Source organism: Serratia sp. L9 (assembly GCF_050632285.1).
In the GTDB taxonomy this organism is placed as follows: domain Bacteria; phylum Pseudomonadota; class Gammaproteobacteria; order Enterobacterales; family Enterobacteriaceae; genus Chania.
The window spans coordinates 4,118,265-4,137,113 of sequence record NZ_CP192591.1 but is presented as its reverse complement, the minus strand read 5'-3'; the positions used below and the strand labels follow the sequence as shown (position 1 = coordinate 4,137,113).

Below are 18,849 nucleotides of genomic sequence, written 5' to 3'. Positions count from 1 at the left end.
TGTTAAAGGCTAGTATTTATACTCGATGCCAGTCCAGAAGTTACGGCCTTGTTCCACAAAACCCTCGGAATAAGCATATGCGGTGTCGAACAGGTTATTAACCGAGGCATTGACGCTTAGCCCTTTGACAATCTGATAGTCCGCCCGCAGGTTGGTTACCGCAAATCCCGCCGCCCGTTGGCTGCCGTCCGTGTTGCTGTAGCTTGATGAGCGGGCCTCTTCAGACAGGGTCAGGCTCAATGGTGTCCACGGGGTGTAAGTGATCCAGCCGATAACCGATTGAGTTGGCAGACCGGTGATTTTACCCACTTCCTTGTCCTTTACATCGCTGTGGATCAGGCTGTAGCTGAAGCCGATTCTCACTTCTTCGAAGATCTGCCCTTTGATACCCAGATCGAAACCGGTGTAGTCTACGCGCCCGCTATTACGGTTCTGCACCGTATTGGCATCGATATTTTGTGCCAGAATCGCATCGCTGACGCGGTTATAATAGACGCTCGCTTCGTATCCCCAGTTATCGCTCAGGTAGCCGTTATAAGTTAAATCTATGCTGTGCGCCCGTTCAGCCTTGAGATTGGGGTTCACCAAAGCAACCTGACCATAAGCCGGTCGGGAAGTGGTATAGCGCTCTTTCAGCGTGGGGAAACGGCTGCGATCGGAAAATGACAGGGCGATATCATCACGGTTGTCGAAGTGGTATTTCGCCATTGCCTGCCAGTTGAAAACGCGTTGACTGTTGTCGTCGTAACGGGTGGTGGTGCCATTGTTTTCGTGTTTCATTGCTTCCAGGCTGTCGCGCCAGTCGTAACTGATACCAGCAACAACGTCCCATGCGTCATTAACGGCCCATTGATATTCGCTCGAAAGTGACCAGGTACGGTCTTTATAACGATCGTAGGGCGCATTTTCGGCGCCTTTCTCGCGGTGAACGTCTTCCTTCCAGTGGGCTGCAAAAGCGAGCCGATCCCGCTCACGCATATCGGCGGATAATTGCAGGCCTGCACCATCGGTATAATCATCGTAATGGCTATAGTTGCCTTTGCCTTGCTTGAGATCGCTTAGCGAGTTGTACATAAGCAGGGTATTTTTAAAGGTGTCATGGTAAGCGCGGCTTTTCAGAGTAAATATATCGCCAAACCGGGTGATCCCCTGGTAGTAATAGCTCTCTTTGTCATATTCCGGCCATTGCCAATAGCGAGGCATCTGGCTGCTGTTGCCCATATAGGGTGGATTCTGTTTTTCCCCATCCTGTTTGATATAGGTGAAGGTATATTCGTCATTTTCCCGTGGGGTAAAACCAACTTTCACAATACCGCGTTTGTCATCAGACGCCGAGTTGGTGCGTCGGCCATCTTCGCCAGCGGTAGGGTTGTCAATGCTGTGCGGTAAACCAACAAATCTCTGCTTCAGTTGGCTACCACTGACTTGCAGATAACCGATATCGTTTTTTATTCCCAGTGAAGCATCGGCATCGAAGGCGTTGTCGCTACCACGACTCCACCCTTGCCGGTAACCCAAGCTGGCTTCCAATGGCTCTTTGGGCTTACTGGTTGTCAGGTTGATTGAGCCGCCCATCTGGTTTGGTCCTTGCAGTAATGAGGTATAGCCTTTAGAGACCTCCAGCGAAGACAGGTTGGAGGTCAGGAAACGCCCCAGATCCAGGTTGCCGTCATAAGGAATATAAATTGGCACTCCGTCATAAAACACCGGAACCTGGCGGTTATCAAACCCGCGCACCCGCACCTGCTGTTCATTCCTAGCGCCGGATTTTTGTAACGTTACCCCGGGCACGATGCCTAGTGCCTCAGCTACGTTGCGTTTGTCCAGCTTGTTAACCGTATCTGGCGTGATAATCGTACTGGTATTGGCCACAGGGCTACCCCAAACGGTCATGGTGTTTTCGCTCGCCTGCGTATTCCCTGCGATAAAATTCCCCGTTATAAGAAGGGAGAGTGTGGTGCATAAAGTTGTTTTTTTCATTTTCACTGTTTCCCAGAATCGTTATGTATATATTTATATAGCGATAGTTGTGTCAAAGAGACGCGCCCATTCTGAACGCGTTAATCCGTCGGGATGAGTCTTACTTTGATGTCAGAGGGCGAAGCATGATAAGGCGCGGAAGTGACTAACAGGGCAACGCCGGTACGTGCGTACTCTTCTATCGTATCAAGGTTAATGCCACCCGCTACCGAGAGGCGGCAGCCTGGCGCGATGGTTTCAGCGTAACTTTTCAGGAGGAGAATATCTGGCGCAGAAAACTTGTCCAGTTGCACAATATCCGGCTGTGCCTGTATGGCCAACCTGGCTTCATCCACCGTATCGGCTTCCACGATAATGGCTTTTTCCGGTGCCTGTTGGCGGAGTGTGGTCACCATGCTTTGCCAATCATCGGGGCAGGAACAGAATTTGCGGTGATTGGCAAACAGCAGCAGGGTTTCACTGCAACCGGTGCGGTGGATAATACCGCCAGCGGCAATCACCGCCTGCAGGGCTAACAGATGAGTACCAGGAACGGTCTTTCGGGTGCAGGCAATTTTGCCATTGGGTGAATACTGTTGCAGGATTTGGCGCATACGGTAGAGATAATCAGATACGCCACAACTCCACTCCAGTAAATTCTGTACCGCCTTCCAGCCTTGATGAAGCGCATCCGCACGGCCTTTGGCCGTGAGCAGAACCTGGCCAGCAAGCGCCACATCCCCGTCGTCAAGATATTGTTCAACTTCAAGCCCAAGGCGCATCAGCATGCGCTGCGCAGTATTCTGGCCGCTGACGCATCCTCCGTGACGATGGTGAAAACTCATCACCCCCTGGCGTGATCCAATCCCCAGGGCACGCGTGGTGAGATCGCCGCCCTGGATATCATCCATCAACCATTGATCCAGAAGGCTGTCAGGAATGAAAATCATGCGACCCCCTGGTGCTTATCCCAATAAACCAAGGCCCAGTCGCGGGTTGGCGAGGTCAACTGATGACCAAGCTTTCGCTGCTGAGTGAAGTAATCAAACAGCCGCTGTTGCTCGTCGTCGTTCAGGGTTCCGATCGACCAACTGACGCTTTCGACGAAACGTTCATAAGTATCGATATTTCCCTGGCAGTTAGGGCCACGGATAAAATCGACACGGGCCTGGATCCCCATTTGATACAGGATATTGATTGCATAGATGTAATTCGGGAGCTCAACGACGGGGCGTCCAATAGCCCGCTGCACGGCCACATCGACGAAAGAAGAGCTGACCGTATGAGTGGTGTAGACCCTTAATCGAGCCGCAGCGTTGATTTTTTGCATGGCGCTATGCAGATCGCCAACCAAAGTAGAGCGGGAAGCGACTGCGATATCGCATATCGGCAAGTCATCCCAGCTTTCTTCCCACGCACGGCGTTTAAACGTGACGTTATCAAGCTGCATGGCATGCGCTCGCCTGACGGCCACATCCAGCATGCCGGCGCTATAATCAATACCGTAAACCTGATCCAGCTTATCCGCTACGTTCAGACCCACGGAGCCGGGCCCACAACCGACATCCAGTAAGGTTTTGGCCTCAGAGAAATCTATTTTGGCAATCAATTGGGTCAGATAAGGATCTTGCGGATTGGCGCAGGTCACTGACATTTTCTCGGCCCGTTTATCCCAGTGTTCCGGGGCCTTTTCCGTGCGTTTTGCCAGCGCTAGCTGCTGTTGGTAGAGTGCAGAAAAGTCTATTTCATCTATCAGCATATTATCTCCTTGTTTCAGTCGTTGTTATTCCCAGGTAGGTTTCAATTTCTTGCTCACTGACGTGATAAAGACCAGACAGTGAGGCACTGCTGAGCATCTCTTCTGGTGTTCCCTGTTTAGCGCCTTCCTCTGGGCGAAGCGTGATGACCCGGTCCGCAATGGCTTTGGCATGCATTGGATGATGGGTAGACATCAACAATGTCATGCCCGCAACCTTGAGTTGGCGAATACGATTGAGCAGGGTTATCTGATGACCAAAATCGAGGCTGGCGGCAGGTTCATCCATCACCAGGACCCTCGGTTGTTGTACTAATGCCCGTGCGATCAGCACCAGTTGCCGCTCGCCGCCGCTAAGCGTAGGGAATAAGCGTTGTTCAAGATGAGCAATGCCTAACGTTTCCAGGGTGTCTCGTGCCAACTGGCGGTCCCGTTTCGCCGGGGAGGAAAATAACCCAAGGTGAGCGCTGCGCCCGAGAGTAATCATGTCCAGGACGCTGAAGGCAAAAGGGCCATCGTGAGCCTGAGGGACATAAGCCACTCTTTGCGCCAGCGCTGAGGCAGACCATTGGACAAGAGGCTTGCCGTAGAGCAGGATCTCGCCGGAAATAGCAGGCATCAGCCCAAGCAAGGTTCGCAGCAGCGTAGTTTTACCGCTGCCGTTGACACCCAGCAAGCAACAGATTTCCCCTTGCTGCAACCCGAAACTGATATTTTGCAACACCGGATGTCGATGATATCCCAAAGCCACATTGCTGAAAGACACTATGCTCATCAGCGTCCTCCACGCAGCAATAAGAACAGAAAGAACGGGGCGCCAATCAGTGCGGTCAGAATACCTAAAGGTAATTCAGTGGGAAAAAGGCTGCGAGCCAGGGTATCGGTAAGTAACAGCAGGAGAGCGCCAACCAGCATGCAGGCAGGGAAAAGACGTTGATAATTATCCCCGGTCATCAACCGACAGATATGAGGTACCACCAGACCAATCCAGCCAATGATCCCGGCAACCGAGACGGCGCAGGCAGTAAGCAAAGTTGCGCAGATAATAAACGTGAGGCGCAAGCGCTTGACATTAACGCCCATGGAGCGAACTTCATCATCCGGCAGACTCAACAGATTCATGCGCCAACGAAATAACAGCAGCGGTAGCATTCCCACCAGCAAGGCTGGTGCCGTGCTGTAAAGATCGCCCTGGGTGATGGTCGACAAACCACCTAAAAGCCAGAAAGTGATCGATGGGAGTTGAGTATAGGGATCGGCAAGGATCTTGAAGAGAGAAATCACCGCGCCGCACAGTGTCCCTATCGCGATCCCAACCAGCACCAAGGACAATACGGGATCGTGGCGTTTAGCCATTTGCGCAATCAAATAGGTCAGCGCCATAGCTAACATTCCGCCCATAAAGGCGAAAAACTGAATGATTAGCATCGGCATACCTAACCAAATGGCAACACATGCTCCCATGCCAGCACCAGAGGAAACGCCGAGAATATCCGGCGACACCAATGGGTTGCGGAACATACCCTGATAAGCTGCGCCAGCGGCGGAAAGCGCGGCGCCAATCATTAAGGCGGCCAGGATGCGCGGTAGCCGGATCTGCCAAAATACAATACCGGCGTGAGGATTTGCCAATTTGTTATCTGTTATGGTGAGTAACGCCAGTATGTCGCCAGGCATTAATGGGTATTTGCCCATCATCAGCGCCAATAAGGCTGCAAGCAGGAGACTTACAGCAGAAATACCAAGCTTTATGGTCAGACTCATTGGCCCTCCAACAGCGGTTGGAGTTGTGCTTGAGTTAAATCTGAATGATAAAACAGTTTAAAAAACGTTTGCAGGTCATGGGCCCAACGGGTCTGAATTCGGAGGTCGAAGTGACTCTGTAGTTTGCGCAGGCCCAGCAGACGATTAACACCGGGTGGGGAATCCAGCCAGCCAAAGGGTAATCCCGAGAACAATAACACCTGGTTTTCACGCACGGCTTTCAGGTGATGCCACATCGGGTCCTGAATGATGTGCTGATAGGTTTTGGTATCCTGGGTCAAAATAATGTCTGGCTCCCACAACAGCAGTTGCTCAAATGAAACCAGGGCCAGGCCGTGGCGCTGTGGCTCGCTGGCTACATTGATCAGCCCCAGCAATTCTGCGGCTTCGGTATGCAGCGAACCCTGTAGCCCGGTTTCCAACCCGACGGCTCCGCGAGCGGAATAAAACCGTGGTTTCTTTGAATCTTGCTGGGAGAAGCGCCTGGCATCTTGTAGAAAAAGCTCGGCGAGTTTGGCCTGTTCCTCTGCCCGCTCAGATACGCCAAGCAATTGACCTACCTCGCGCAATTGGCGGGCTGAATCCTGCAGGTTTCCCTCCACCAAAATATACGGGATACCCGTTTGCACCGCCGTTCGTTGAGCCAACGAACGGAAATATTCATCCGCGTTGCCGCAATCAATAATGATGTCAGGATTTAACGCTAATAGTTTCTCCAGCGACAGGGTGCTCGCACGTCCTGAGAGGCGCCCCAGACGGGGCAATCTTTTTAGAGCAGGGGAAAGAAAATCTCCGCCAGTAACCGAAAGATCAAATGATGATAGGCCTGGCAGCATTTCAGGTGCCAGTGCCAGTAACAGGAGATCCGCTGGGGCGCCAGCGCTGAGGACACGAAGTGTTCGCCGCGGGGTGGGCACGTTACCAAACGGGATTATCAGCGCGCTATCTGCCAAGGCAGAAAAGGATAAAGTTGAAAGTACGGGACTGGAGAGCAGATATCCGAGCAACCTACGGCGGGTGAAGTCCATATCAATACCAAATAAAATACCGCTATATATTTAGTTATATAATGAAAGGGTAAAAATGAAGAGTCAAGCCAATGCGGTGGCCTGCATAAAGAGGTGTGATCTGTGTTGCTTTCCTGCGGTCAGGGCGGCACTTGGATAGCTTCAGGATAAAAGAGGGAAATGTTAGGCAATGGCCACGTTTGAAAAGGGCTCGGCGACCCAACGCCACCGAGCCTGGATTGTGCAGATTAACCAAGCACTTTCTGGCGTAATGCCTGCTTTTCCTGCTCGCTGAGGAACGCCATTTTCAGGCCGTTTTCCTGTGCGGTGCGGATTTCTTGCGTTGTCAGCCCGGCCTGTGGAGCCGCCACACAGTATTCGTGTTCAATTTCAATACCCTGAACGGCCGGATCGTCGGTGTTGATCGAGGCCAACACGCCATGGCGCAGGAAGGTGGCCAGCGGATGCTGAGCCAGCGAAGCCACGGTGCTGGTTTGGATATTCGACGTCAGGCAGGATTCGATCCCAATCGCGTGCTGTGCCAGGTAATCCATCAGTGCCGGATCCTCCACAGCCTTAACGCCATGGCCGATACGCTCCGCCCCCAATTCCCGAATCGCCTGCCAGATACTTTCCGGGCCAGCGGCTTCACCGGCATGTACGGTAATGCGCAAACCTGCGTCACGGGCACGGTTGAAATGGCTGAGGAACAACCCACCAGGGAAGCTCAGCTCATCTCCGGCCAAATCCAGTGCGGTGATCCCATCGCGGTGGGCCAGCAAACCCTCCAGCTCTTGCAGGCAGGCCTGTTCACCGAAGGTGCGGCTCATGATACCGATCAGCCGGATATCAATAGCCCAATCGCGGCAGCCTGAGCGGATCCCGTCAATCACCGCCTCGACTACCCCAGCCACCGGCAATTGGTGTTTCATCGCCATATAGTAAGGGGAAAAGCGCAGTTCAGCGTAGTGCAGGCCTGCCTTGGCTGCATCTTCTACGTTTTCATATGCCACGCGGCGGCAGGCTTCCAGATCACCCAATACGGCAACCCCCCAATCCAGCTTTTGCAAAAAGCTCACCAGATCGGGTTCGGTATGGGTGATCTGCACATGTGGACGCAGGGCGGCCAACTCGTTGGCGGGTAGCGTGAGATTAAACTGGCGGCCCAGTTCCAGAATGGTCTGCGCACGGATGTTGCCGTCCAGATGGCGGTGGATATCGGTCAGGGGTAAACGGGAGTCAATCATGATATGCACTCATTATTTTAGTTTGGGTAAAGTGCAGAGCAGTATAAAAACAAATGAATGAAAATAGCCATCGAGTTGCATTAAAAAGTGACTTTGATCACATTAAATTTAGTGGCTGTTTTGAAGGAGGGGGCGGTTGATAGCGGTAACCAGGGGCAGCGCCCCTGGGGGGTAGATTATTCTTCGTCCAGGACGAATTTCAAAGCTGCAATCAACTTATCCATCCCGGCTTCCACTTTACTGCGTGGGCAGCCGACATTCAGGCGCAGAAAACCGCGGCCCTCTTCACCATAGGTAAAGCCTGGCATGATGGCCACTTTCTCACGCTCAATCAGCACTTCCTGCAATTGGTGGTCATCAACAGCCAACGGGCGTAAATCTATCCATGCCAGGTAAGTTGCCTGGGGGGTTGCCAGTTCAGCTGTGGGAAAGCCCGATTAAGCCGTTGCGCCACATAGGTCAGGTTATCTTGCAGGTAGTCTCGCAGTGCATCCAACCAGGGCTCGCCGTGGCGATAGGCGGCAATATGGGCGGCAACTGCCAGCACGGCTGGGGAAGAAAGCCCGTCACGGGCCTTTAACGCCTGAGTATAGCTTTCCCGTGCGCTGGTATCGCTGATAAGGCCGTAAGCACCGGTGAGCGCCGGAATATTGAAGGTTTTAGAGCCGGAGGTCAGCAGCGCCCAAGGGGTGGCCGCCACTTGGCTCCATGGGGTGTGGTGATGTTGACCCCAAACCATATCCATATGGATCTCATCGCTGATCACCTTCACATCATGGCGTTCGCACAGTTCTGCCATGTGCGCCAATTCCTGCTGGCGCCACACCTTGCCGGTTGGGTTATGGGGGCTACACAGCAACAGGATCTTGGTTTGCGGCCGGGCCAGCAGTGCTTCCAGATGGGCCATATCGCATTGCCAGTCGTTATCCACGTTATGCAGTGGGCAGGGCAACAACTGGCGTTGGTTCCCCAGGATCACCTTATAAAATGCGTCATAGGCCGGCGTATGGGCGACCACAAATTCACCGGGTGCCGACCAGATACGCACCAACTGCGCCACCATATAAATCACCGAAGGACCATACACCGCCATTGAGGTGTCGATAGGGGCGTTAAAGCGTTGCTGATACCAATGACGTACCGCGCCGAGAAAATCTTCGTGCTGCCAACGGCTGTAACCCAATACGCCATGTTGCAAGCGTTGTTGCAATGCGTCGAGAATGCACGGGGCGGTAGCGAAATCCATATCGGAGATGGTGAAAGGCAGCAGGTCGGCGCTGCCAAACCGGTCGGCAATGTAGTCCCACTGGGTACACCAGGTTCCATGACGGTCAACCGGGGTAGAAAAATCAAACATGAGAAACTCCGTACAAGGGCGCAGCAGGCTGCGCCCGGGAGGGAATTAGGCGGTAGCTATCAATGAGTCTAATTCATCTTTCACCGATTGTACTTGCGGGCCGATCACCACTTGCAGGTTGTGATCGTTAAGATGAACCACCCCGATGGCCCGGTTGGCTTTCAACACCGCATCGTCCACTTTGCTCATATCGTTTACCGACAGGCGCAGACGGGTAATGCAATTATCCAACGAAATAATATTTTCTTTACCGCCCAGTGCCGCCAGGATAGCTGGCACGTTATAACCGGATTTGCCAATGCTACCCACGGTGGCGCTTTGCGTTGCGGCGGTTTCATTCTCGCGGCCCGGCGTTTTGATGTTAAAGCGCTGGATGGAGAAGCGGAAGATAGCGTAGTAAACGGCAAACCAGATAGCTGCCACCACCGGCACCAGATACCATTTGGTTGCCGTACCGTGCAGGATACCGAAGACCACGAAATCGATGATATTGCCGTCGGTGTTACCGATGGTCACGCCCAGCACGGCCATTATGGTGAAGCCGAGGCCGGTCAGGATCGCGTGGATCAGATACAGGAACGGGGCCACAAACAAGAACAGGAACTCGATCGGCTCCGTTGTGCCGCCAACCACACAGGCCACTACGCCGGAAATCAACAGCCCTTTGATCTTGTGACGGTTCTCGGGTTTGGCACAGTGATACATCGCCAACGCAGCACCCGGCAGGCCGCCAAGGAAGGCTGGCATTTTACCCTGCGACAGGAAGCGGGTAGCGCTTTCAGCAAAGCCGTGGGTGGTTGGGCAGGAGAGCTGAGCCTGGAAAATAGTCAGCGCACCGCTCACCTCGCGGCCACAGACATCCAGCGTACCGCCAGCTTCAGTAAAGCGGATCAAGGCCACGAGAATATGATGCAGGCCGAATGGCAACAGCAGACGTTCGCCGGAACCGAAAATCATGGGTCCGAACACGCCAGCACCATTAATCATGCGGCCCAGGCCGTTAATACCGGCGGCGAACCAAGGCCAGATCAATGGGATCACCAGACCACATAGCCCTAATACTACGGTGGTGACGATCGGCACAAAGCGAGTACCGCCAAAGAACGCCAGCGCATCCGGCAGACGGATGGTGTTGAAGCGTTCATGCAGCAGATAAACGATAATACCGACGATCACCGCACCGAGGATCCCGGTATCAATCGACTGAATACCCAGGATATTCTGGATGTTGTTGGCCTTCAGCGCCAAGGGATCATCGGTTGGCAGGATCCCGGTGGTCGTCAGGTAGAAGTTGGTTGCCAGGTTCAGCACCGCAAAACCGACAAAACCAGAGAAGGCAGCGACGCCTTTGTTTTCGCGGGCCATACCCAGCGGGATGGCGATGGCGAACATCACCGGCAGGAAGCTGAAGGCAAAGGAACCGATCTTGCTCATCCAGGTGAACAGCAGTTGGAAGGCTGGATGACCGATAAAGGGTAGCAGGGTAATAACATCACGGCTGCTCAGTGAACTGCCGATCCCCAGCATGATGCCGCAGAATGAAAGCAAGGCGACGGGCAGCATAAATGTCTTGCCCAAACTCTGGAAAAATTCCCAAAGCGTAATTTTTTGTTTTTTAGACGCTGGCATAACCGACGACTCCTGGAGGAAAAACGTGCAATGTTGTGTGTACCCGATTAGGTAAAAATAAGATAAAACGTTTTACCTAGTAAAAATGCGCCGCTAATCACAATTCCGTGTCGCCATTTACGGCGACAATATTAAAGTCAGTAAATCGTTTTACTGCATAAAGAAATTCGGTATACCATTTGTCATCGGGATGGGGTCATCCCGATATAGTTTTACAGGGGCTATGGCCATCAAAAAGATCACTATTACTGACGTCGCACAATTGGCAGGCGTATCTGTTACCACCGTCTCGCTGGTGCTGAGCGGTAAAGGGCGTATTTCTCCCACCACCATGACCCGTGTGAATCAGGCGATCGAACAGCTTGGCTATGTCCGCAACCGGCAGGCGGCCACGCTGCGCGGGGGAGCGTCGGGTGTGGTGGGGCTGATCCTGCGGGATATCTGCGAGCCGTTTTATGCCGAGATGACTGCCGGGCTAAGCGAAGTGCTGGAAGCCAACGGCAAAGTCTTGTTTCTTACCCAAAGCGGGCGTGATGGCAAAGGACTGATGCGCTGTTTTGATACGCTGCTGGAACATGGCGTGGACGGCATGGTGCTGGCAGGTGGGGTGCGCAGTGCCAACGGCCTGAAAGAAAAGGCCGAAGAGCAGGGCGTTCCGCTGGTTTGTGCCGCTCGCTCCAATGGCTTGGAGGGGGTGGACGTAATAAGGCCGGACAATATGCAGGCGGCAAAAATGGCCACCGAATTCCTGATAAAACGCGGTCATAGCCAGATAGCGTACCTGGGCGGGCAAAGTGATTCCCTGACGCGTGCCGAACGCCTGGGGGGATTTTGTGCCACCCTGGTGCAATACGGGCTGCCGTTTCGTGCCGAATGGATCGTTGAATGCGATTGTCATCAACAAGCGTCAGCAGAAGCTGCCGAGAACCTGCTGCGTAAATACCCGAACATCAGTGCGCTGGTCTGTCATAAAGCGTCGGTGGCGCTGGGGGCTTATTTCGGCATTGTGCGCAGTGGCCGCACCATCGGTTCCGAAGGGATCGACACTTTCCTGGGGCAGCAGGTGGCGCTGATTGGTTTTGGCGATGTGCCGGAAGCCGAGCTCACCGAACCGCCGCTGACTTTTATTTCCAGTTCTGCCCGGGAGGTTGGCCGCAGCGCCGCTTCCCGTTTGCTGCAACGCATTACTGACGATCGGCTGGCGCCCCAAAGTGTGATCCTGCAACCCACGTTGATCAGGCGCGGATCGGCCTGATCTGCTGCCCGCAGGGAAATAGATAAAAATCCTGGGGCCTGGGGAGCAAAGCTTTGCAGAACCTCTTGCCGTTGCCCGCTCTGCAACTCCTGAGCCCTATCTTTTTGCAGCATCTGATGCATGCGGATGCCGCGTCAAAATTATCCCACACCAGGCCGGTAAAGCGATCGTCGGTAAAAGAGTTAACGGATACGCATTCGGCTGGTGGGTCATCGCTGCCAATGTGAAAATATAATCAGTTGCGATGCCGAGGGAATTCTCCCAGACTAGGCAGCGCAAAAACCTGCGTTTATTATTGACCCGCTTATGGAAACCCCCTCACGATGAAAAAAACCGCCATCAATGTACTGGTCTTTACCACCCTTGCTGCCACATCGTTTTATACCTCGGCACAACCCTCCCAACAGGAACAGCAGATTGCGACTCTCGTTAATCAAACCCTGACGCCGCTGATAAAAGAGCAGGGTATTCCCGGCATGTCCGTGGTGGTGTTTTATGATGGGAAACCGCACTTTTTCAACTATGGCGCGGCGGATATTAAAAACCAGCGGCCGGTAACTGAGAACACGCTGTTTGAACTGGGCTCAGTCAGTAAAACCTTTACCGGGGTTGCCGGGGGTTACGCGATGCAAACCGGGATCGTGAACCTCAACGATCCGGTGGCGAATTACGCCCCTGAGCTGACAGGCCCTCAGTGGAAGAACATCAAAATGCTGCATCTGGCGACTTATACTGCCGGGGGCTTACCTCTTCAACTGCCGGATTCGGTCACCGACCCGAAGTCATTGTGGCAGTATTATCAGCAGTGGCAGCCAACGTCGGCTCCAGGAACGATGCGCAACTATTCCAACGCCAGCATCGGTTTATTCGGTGCCCTGGCGGTTAAGAAAAGCCAGTTAACCTTTGAATCCTTTATGGAGAAGAATATTTTCCAGCCGCTCAAACTGACGCACACTTTTATTACCGTTCCCCCATCAATGCAGGCGGATTATGCGTGGGGATATAAGAAGGGTTTACCGATGCGCGTCACGCCGGGTATGTTGGATGCAGAGGCTTACGGGGTAAAATCCACCACCAAAGATATGGCGAAATTTATGCAGGCCAATATCGACCCTGGCCACCTGCCTGCCGACAACAATATCTTACAGCAAGCCATCGCCAATTCTCAGGCGCGCTATTTCCGTGTGGGGAGCTTGTTCCAGGGGTTGGGTTGGGAAATGTATGATTTGCCCATCAACTCACAGGCGGTGATCGCCGCCAGCGGGAATGATATCGCCCTGCAACCCCAGAAGGCCGAGGTTTTGACGCCACCGAGTTTGGCCAAACCGGCAACCTGGGTGCACAAAACCGGCAGTACCAACGGTTTTGGCGCTTATATTGCGTTTATTCCAGAGAAAAAGGTGGGGATCGTGATGCTGGCCAACAAGAACTACCCAAACCCGGTGCGCGTAGCAGCGGCTTATCATATTCTTCAGGCTTTGCCTTGAGAGTGTAGAGAATAGGGCCCAGTATGCCGGGCCCTGATATTGGGGTTATTGAGGCTGAACCGGTTGTTCCAGTGCCGGTGCAGCATCTGGTTGGGCCGGTTCTGGAGCGCTTTCTTCCTCAGCCGGGCCACCCATCAAACCGAACAGGCCAACAAACTCCTGCAGCGACATTTTATTGCCGTTCAGTTCAACCTGATTATCGGCATAACGGAAACTGCTGCTAATCACATCGTCTTTCAACGTAGTCAGTTTGAACATTTGACCCATCGCGGCCAGACCCTGCACTTGTTGCTGGGCCAGTTTCTGCGCTTCTTCCGCGCTGTAACCCTGCAGTTTTGCCGTTTGCATGGTGGTTTCTGTTGCCATCGCCATCGGGATGGTCAGGTTGGCATCCAGCTTTTTAACCGAACGGGCCAACTGCTGGTCTGGTGATTCTGCTGCGCCACCGGCCTTGGCAGGATCCAGTAGATCAACACTCAGCGTGAAAGTACTTTCACCCTTGCTGTTTTTCCAGCTCAGCGGGGCAATGCTGATGGTCGGGTTCCCTTTCAACAACAGCGGCAGGTTCTGTACCAGCATATCTGCTGTTTGCTGCTGATAGGCTTCTGGCGACAGCGTTTCTGCCTGTTGCAGCAGCACCATCGCCTGCTGATTGTAACGATCGGCGAACTCTTTCAGCCCTTTACCGTCCAGATTATCGATTTTCAGCAGCAGTTTACCGGAACCAAAATCATTCCCCTGTACCTTCAACGCCGCCATGGTGTAATCGAGTTGGCCATTAAGGCTGGTGCCTTTCTCCCCGAACTTGCTTGCCAGGTTGAAGCCTTCCAGTAACACGGTGTCTTTGCCATCAACAGCGACCGTCAGTTGTTTAAGCCCCAGCGTTTGCTCACCCAGGCTGAGATCAAATTGGCCTTTGTGGGTATCACCTTTCAGCGTAAGGCCTTGCAGGGTAACTTGCTCCAGTTGGCCGAACTGGTTCGGGCCGCTGATGCTGGTGCTGTCACTGCTGGCGTCCAGCGAGACGGTGCTCATGTCTTTGCCGATATCAGCGGCAATTTTTGCTCCGCTGAATTTCAGCGAAGATTTGTCTTTCTGGTATTCCACCGGGATCACATCGATCGCCGTTGAGGTATCACCGCTATAAGCAATACGTGAATCGGCGGTAAACAGCGATTGGCCTTTGGTTATCTCAAACAGCGTTTTGACTTTCGGCGTGTTTTCCAGCTCGGTATGGACCGAGGCCATGCTTGGGATCAGATTGAGTTTTTTCAACTGGGCCAGCGGGAAGGGGCCGTGATCGACGGTTTCAAGAAACGCGATTTCATCACCCGGCTTGAGCAATGCATCATCGGTAGTGATGCTGCCATCGGCGCGCAATACATAACGGATCTGGCTGCTGAACACGCCACGCTGATAGTTTTCGTAGCTCAGCTTGACCCCACCCTTCGGCAGATAGGTTTTCAGTTGGCTGTTGGCGTTATCAACCATTTCACCCATCCGCTGCTCGATAAGCTTGCCGGTGTACCAGGAAGCCCCGGTCCATGCTGCGCCAAGAACCACAATAACGCTGACAGCGACTAACGATTTTTTCATAGTTCTGTTCATCCTTTCATAAGCCACCTAATCGAAGTAGGTGGATGGGCAAATTGGGCCTGCAAAAAAACGCCCGCGGGCGTTTTTATTGTGAAGGTAACCTAATCATCTTAGCAACTAATTTGCCTGAGTTTACCGATTATTAGGACAAGATATTATAAACACGGGCAATCCGGCCACTGCCGGTTACGTTAACTGGCGACTCAAAGGCGCCGATAAAACAGGATTCGCCCGGCTTTAATGTCACCTGCTGCCCCTGTTTTTGCAGTTTAGCTTCCCCTTCTACGCAAAACACGATGGCAGCGCTGTTTTGCGCCAATGGCTGTGCAACAGGTGAGAGATCGTGCAGCGAGAAAGCAAAATCCTCAACCGGAATAGGGAAAAATAGCTCATTAGCGCGCTTTTCTGGTTGAGTGAGCAAGCCAGAGGCTGGTTGTGGGCGGAACTGAAGATTGGCCAGCAATTCAGGAATATCGATAAATTTTGGCGTCAGACCGGCGCGTAACACGTTGTCGGAATTGGCCATCACCTCCAGCGCCACGCCATTCAGATAGGCATGCGGCGTTTCGGCATACAGGAACATGGCTTCGCCCGGGGCCAGTTTGACCACGTTGAGCAGCAGCGGAGAGAACAACCCGCTGTCGTCTGGATAAAAACCGGCGATAAAGCGAATGCTGTCCCAAGGCTCGCCCTGTTGGTTGTTCAAGGCGGCCTTCAGCACGCCCAGCGCCAGCGCTTTCTGTTCACCGCTCATGCCCAGCAGGCTGGCAAACAGGGTAGCCAGATGAGTTGTGTCGGGTTGTTGCAGGAAGGCGGCGATGTCGTGGTGCGCAGCGGAGATGGGCTGCAACAGAGCAACGATGTCGTTTAATTCACGAAAACCGTTCATTGCCAGGAACGGCGTCAGGGCAAAGACCAATTCAGGCTTGTGATTGGGATCTTTATAATTGCGTTCAGCTGCATCCAGCGGAATACCGGCGGCATTTTCTTTGGCAAAGCCGATTTCGGCTGCAGCCTTGCTTGGGTGAACCTGGATCGACAGCGGTTGATCGGCGCACAGGACTTTAAACAGGAACGGTAACTCGCCAAAACGTTGGGCCACTGCTGCACCCAGTTGCTTAGGCTGGTCTGCATCAATCACCTCGCGCAACGCGTGCAGGTTGCCTGAGGCATCCTCCACTTGTGAGCTGCTTTTCGGGTGCGCGCCCATCCACAGCTCTGCCATTGGTTTGCCCGCCGGGTTGGCGATGCCATACAGCCGGGTTAACGCATCTGCGCTGCCCCAGGCATAGTTTTGGATCGCATTGGTCATTTTTTGCATGATTACGTCCTGCTTTCTCAAGAAAATTGCGCTAAGTAAACAATGTGGAGAAGGCGCATGCAAGCCGAGATATCTAAAAATGCTCTTCGTCCAGAGTGTTAATGCGAATAGTTATTATCTCACTATACTGAGGAGGCACGCCGACGGATTCAATTCGTCGACATTAACTCTTCACTTTTAGGAATTGTGCTAAGGAGACCGTGATGGCAGGCGTTCGTATAGAGAAAGACTCCATGGGCCCGATTGACGTTCCAGCCGACAGGCTTTGGGGAGCGCAGACTCAACGTTCACTGGAGCATTTCCGCATTTCTTCCGAGAAGATGCCCCCGGAGTTGATTCATGCGCTGGCGATGACCAAACGTGCCGCAGCCAGCGTCAATATGGATTTAGGGCTGCTGCCCGCCGACCGGGGCAACGCGATTATCCAGGCTGCCGATGAAGTGCTGGCAGAGCAACATTCTGATGAATTCCCATTGTCGATCTGGCAAACCGGTTCCGGTACCCAGACCAACATGAATATGAACGAAGTGCTGGCCAACCGCGCCAGTGAACTGTTGGGCGGTGAGCGCGGTGAGGGGAGAAAGGTACACCCTAACGATGACGTTAACAAAAGCCAGAGTTCGAACGACGTTTTCCCAACCGCGATGCACGTTGCGGCGGTGATCGCGGTACGCGAGCATCTGATCCCTGAACTTCAAGTGTTGCAAAAGACGCTGCAGGCGAAGGCCGAGGCTTTCCGCGATATTGTCAAAATCGGCCGCACACACCTGCAGGATGCAACGCCCTTAACGCTAGGCCAGGAAATTTCCGGCTGGGCGGTGATGCTGGAGCATAACCTCAAACATATCGAAGCGAGTGTGCCACATATCTGTGAATTGGCACTGGGGGGCACGGCGGTCGGCACCGGGCTGAATACCCATCCAGAATATGCGGTACGGGTTGCAAAAGCCTTGGCCGAGCTGACCGGGCAGCCTTTCATTACCGCCCCAAACAAGTTCGAAGCCTTGGCCACCTGTGATGCGCTGGTTCATGGCCATGGGGCGTTGAAAGGGCTGGCGGCTTCCTTGATGAAGATCGCCAACGACGTGCGCTGGCTGGCTTCTGGCCCACGCTGCGGGATTGGTGAACTGACCATTCCAGAGAATGAACCGGGCAGTTCAATCATGCCGGGTAAGGTCAACCCGACGCAGTGTGAAGCCATGACCATGCTTTGTGCTCAGGTGCTGGGTAACGATGTGGCAGTCAATATTGGCGGTGCCTCCGGTAACTTTGAGCTGAACGTATTCCGCCCGATGGTCATCCATAATTACCTGCAATCCATCCGCCTGCTGGCAGACGGCATGAGCGGTTTCAATGAGCACTGTGCCGTCGGCATTGAGCCAAACCGGGACCGCATCAGCCAGTTGCTGAATGAATCGCTGATGCTGGTTACCGCTCTGAACACCCATATTGGCTATGACAAGGCAGCGGAAATTGCCAAACAGGCGCATAAAGAAGGGCTGACACTGAAGGCTTCTGCGCTGAAACTGGGCTATCTCACCGAACAGCAGTTTGACGAGTGGGTAAGGCCGGAGGATATGGTTGGCAGCATGAAAAAATAATCTCTCTGAAGCTATAAAACGATAGAGGCCGATATTTCAATCGTTGAAGTATCGGCACTCACGTTATGTATAATCCCTGCGGCTATTTTATTTTGGTCTATACCGATTTTATTCATCCACAGCTGTAACGGGAGACATCCATGTCCCGCACTCAACGCCTGCTCGATCTGATGCAGATCCTGCGTCGTCACCGTTACCCGGTCGCCGGGCACACTCTGGCGGATGAACTGGGGATCAGCATGCGCACCTTATACCGCGATATCGCCACCTTGCAGCAGCAGGGGGCGGATATTGCTGGCGAGGTGGGTGTTGGCTATGTTCTCCGGCCGGGTTTTATGTTGCCGCCGCTGATGTTTTCACAACATGAAATAGAAGCGTTGGTATTAGGGATGCGTTGGGTAGAGCGCCGGGGGGACAGCCAACTGACCGGGGCGGCGACCAATGCGTTAGCGAAAATTGCCTCGGTACTGCCCGCCGAGTTACGTGAAGAACTGGATGCCAATACGTTACTGATTGGCCCGGTGCCTACCACCTTTGTGGCCGATGACCTGCTGGTGACGATCCGTGAAGCGATTCGCTATGAACGTAAAGTCCTGGTGGAGTATCGCGATTATGCCGGCAACGGCAGTGAACGTACGTTGTGGCCCTTTGCCATGGGCTATTTCGAACAGGTACAAATCCTGATGGCCTGGTGCGAACTACGCGGTTCGATTCGCCATTTCCGGCTCGATCGCATTGGCCGGTTGACACCCTTGGCGCAACGTTATCCCGGTGGCCGCCGGGCATTGATGAAAACGTGGCGGGAAAGCGAAGGGATTGCCAGCTAGCCGGAATACTGCTGCCAGAAACTGACAGTGGGACGAACTAGAC

General features: G+C 53.5%; 14 protein-coding genes and 1 pseudogene. 4 read left to right on the top strand and 11 right to left on the bottom strand.

Annotated features, from left to right (window positions below):
- Positions 1-9 precede the first annotated feature (9 nt).
- The 9 genes and pseudogenes from ACQ86O_RS19670 to malX all read right to left on the bottom strand — a co-directional run bounded on the left by ACQ86O_RS19670 (position 10) and on the right by malX (position 10,719).
- Positions 10-1,986 carry a TonB-dependent receptor domain-containing protein gene (locus tag ACQ86O_RS19670; protein ID WP_431222509.1) on the bottom strand — a complete coding sequence of 659 codons (1,977 nt, stop codon included), beginning with the start codon at positions 1,984-1,986 and terminating at the stop codon, positions 10-12.
- Positions 1,987-2,060: 74 nt separating this feature from the next.
- Positions 2,061-2,909: a ModD protein gene (gene modD, locus ACQ86O_RS19665; RefSeq protein ID WP_431222508.1), complete on the bottom strand. Its 849-nt coding sequence runs from the start codon at positions 2,907-2,909 to the stop codon at positions 2,061-2,063.
- Positions 2,906-3,718: a class I SAM-dependent methyltransferase gene (locus ACQ86O_RS19660; protein WP_431222507.1), complete on the bottom strand. Its 813-nt coding sequence runs from the start codon at positions 3,716-3,718 to the stop codon at positions 2,906-2,908. The genes modD and ACQ86O_RS19660 overlap by 4 nt, the downstream gene beginning before the upstream one ends.
- A gap of 1 nt (position 3,719) precedes the next feature.
- Positions 3,720-4,490, bottom strand: a complete 771-nt coding sequence (locus ACQ86O_RS19655) for an ABC transporter ATP-binding protein (RefSeq protein WP_431222506.1) — start codon at positions 4,488-4,490, stop codon at positions 3,720-3,722.
- Positions 4,490-5,479: a FecCD family ABC transporter permease gene (locus tag ACQ86O_RS19650; RefSeq protein WP_431222505.1), complete on the bottom strand. Its 990-nt coding sequence runs from the start codon at positions 5,477-5,479 to the stop codon at positions 4,490-4,492. The genes ACQ86O_RS19655 and ACQ86O_RS19650 overlap by 1 nt, the downstream gene beginning before the upstream one ends.
- Positions 5,476-6,507: an ABC transporter substrate-binding protein gene (locus tag ACQ86O_RS19645; protein WP_431222504.1), complete on the bottom strand. Its 1,032-nt coding sequence runs from the start codon at positions 6,505-6,507 to the stop codon at positions 5,476-5,478. The genes ACQ86O_RS19650 and ACQ86O_RS19645 overlap by 4 nt, the downstream gene beginning before the upstream one ends.
- A gap of 227 nt (positions 6,508-6,734) precedes the next feature.
- Positions 6,735-7,733 carry an adenosine deaminase gene (gene add, locus ACQ86O_RS19640; RefSeq protein ID WP_431222503.1) on the bottom strand — a complete coding sequence of 333 codons (999 nt, stop codon included), beginning with the start codon at positions 7,731-7,733 and terminating at the stop codon, positions 6,735-6,737.
- Positions 7,734-7,909: 176 nt separating this feature from the next.
- Positions 7,910-9,090, bottom strand: a pseudogene (locus tag ACQ86O_RS19635) (MalY/PatB family protein).
- A 45-nt stretch (positions 9,091-9,135) separates the two neighbouring features.
- Complete coding sequence (malX, locus tag ACQ86O_RS19630; RefSeq protein WP_431222502.1) at positions 9,136-10,719, bottom strand: maltose/glucose-specific PTS transporter subunit IIBC; 1,584 nt, start codon at positions 10,717-10,719, stop codon at positions 9,136-9,138.
- 223 nt (positions 10,720-10,942) lie between these two features.
- Between malX and ACQ86O_RS19625 the strand changes: the two genes are divergently transcribed.
- Both ACQ86O_RS19625 and ampC read left to right on the top strand, forming a co-directional pair.
- Positions 10,943-11,974, top strand: a complete 1,032-nt coding sequence (locus tag ACQ86O_RS19625; protein WP_431222501.1) for a Mal regulon transcriptional regulator MalI — start codon at positions 10,943-10,945, stop codon at positions 11,972-11,974.
- A gap of 323 nt (positions 11,975-12,297) precedes the next feature.
- On the top strand, positions 12,298-13,461 hold the full coding sequence (ampC, locus tag ACQ86O_RS19620) for a class C beta-lactamase (RefSeq protein WP_431222500.1): 1,164 nt from the start codon (positions 12,298-12,300) through the stop codon (positions 13,459-13,461).
- 45 nt (positions 13,462-13,506) lie between these two features.
- Here ampC and ACQ86O_RS19615 read toward each other — a convergent pair whose 3' ends face one another.
- Together ACQ86O_RS19615 and manA are read right to left on the bottom strand one after the other, a co-directional pair.
- The gene (locus ACQ86O_RS19615; RefSeq protein ID WP_431222499.1) at positions 13,507-15,057 is read right to left on the bottom strand and encodes a YdgA family protein; all 1,551 of its coding nucleotides are present in this window, start codon (positions 15,055-15,057) and stop codon (positions 13,507-13,509) included.
- 142 nt (positions 15,058-15,199) lie between these two features.
- Positions 15,200-16,378 (bottom strand): mannose-6-phosphate isomerase, encoded by a 1,179-nt coding sequence (manA, locus tag ACQ86O_RS19610; protein ID WP_431222498.1) that lies wholly within the window; start codon positions 16,376-16,378, stop codon positions 15,200-15,202.
- A 203-nt stretch (positions 16,379-16,581) separates the two neighbouring features.
- Between manA and fumC the strand changes: the two genes are divergently transcribed.
- Both fumC and ACQ86O_RS19600 read left to right on the top strand, forming a co-directional pair.
- Positions 16,582-17,979: a class II fumarate hydratase gene (gene fumC / locus ACQ86O_RS19605; protein WP_431222497.1), complete on the top strand. Its 1,398-nt coding sequence runs from the start codon at positions 16,582-16,584 to the stop codon at positions 17,977-17,979.
- 140 nt (positions 17,980-18,119) lie between these two features.
- Positions 18,120-18,806, top strand: a complete 687-nt coding sequence (locus ACQ86O_RS19600) for a helix-turn-helix transcriptional regulator (RefSeq protein WP_431222496.1) — start codon at positions 18,120-18,122, stop codon at positions 18,804-18,806.
- Positions 18,807-18,849 lie beyond the last annotated feature (43 nt).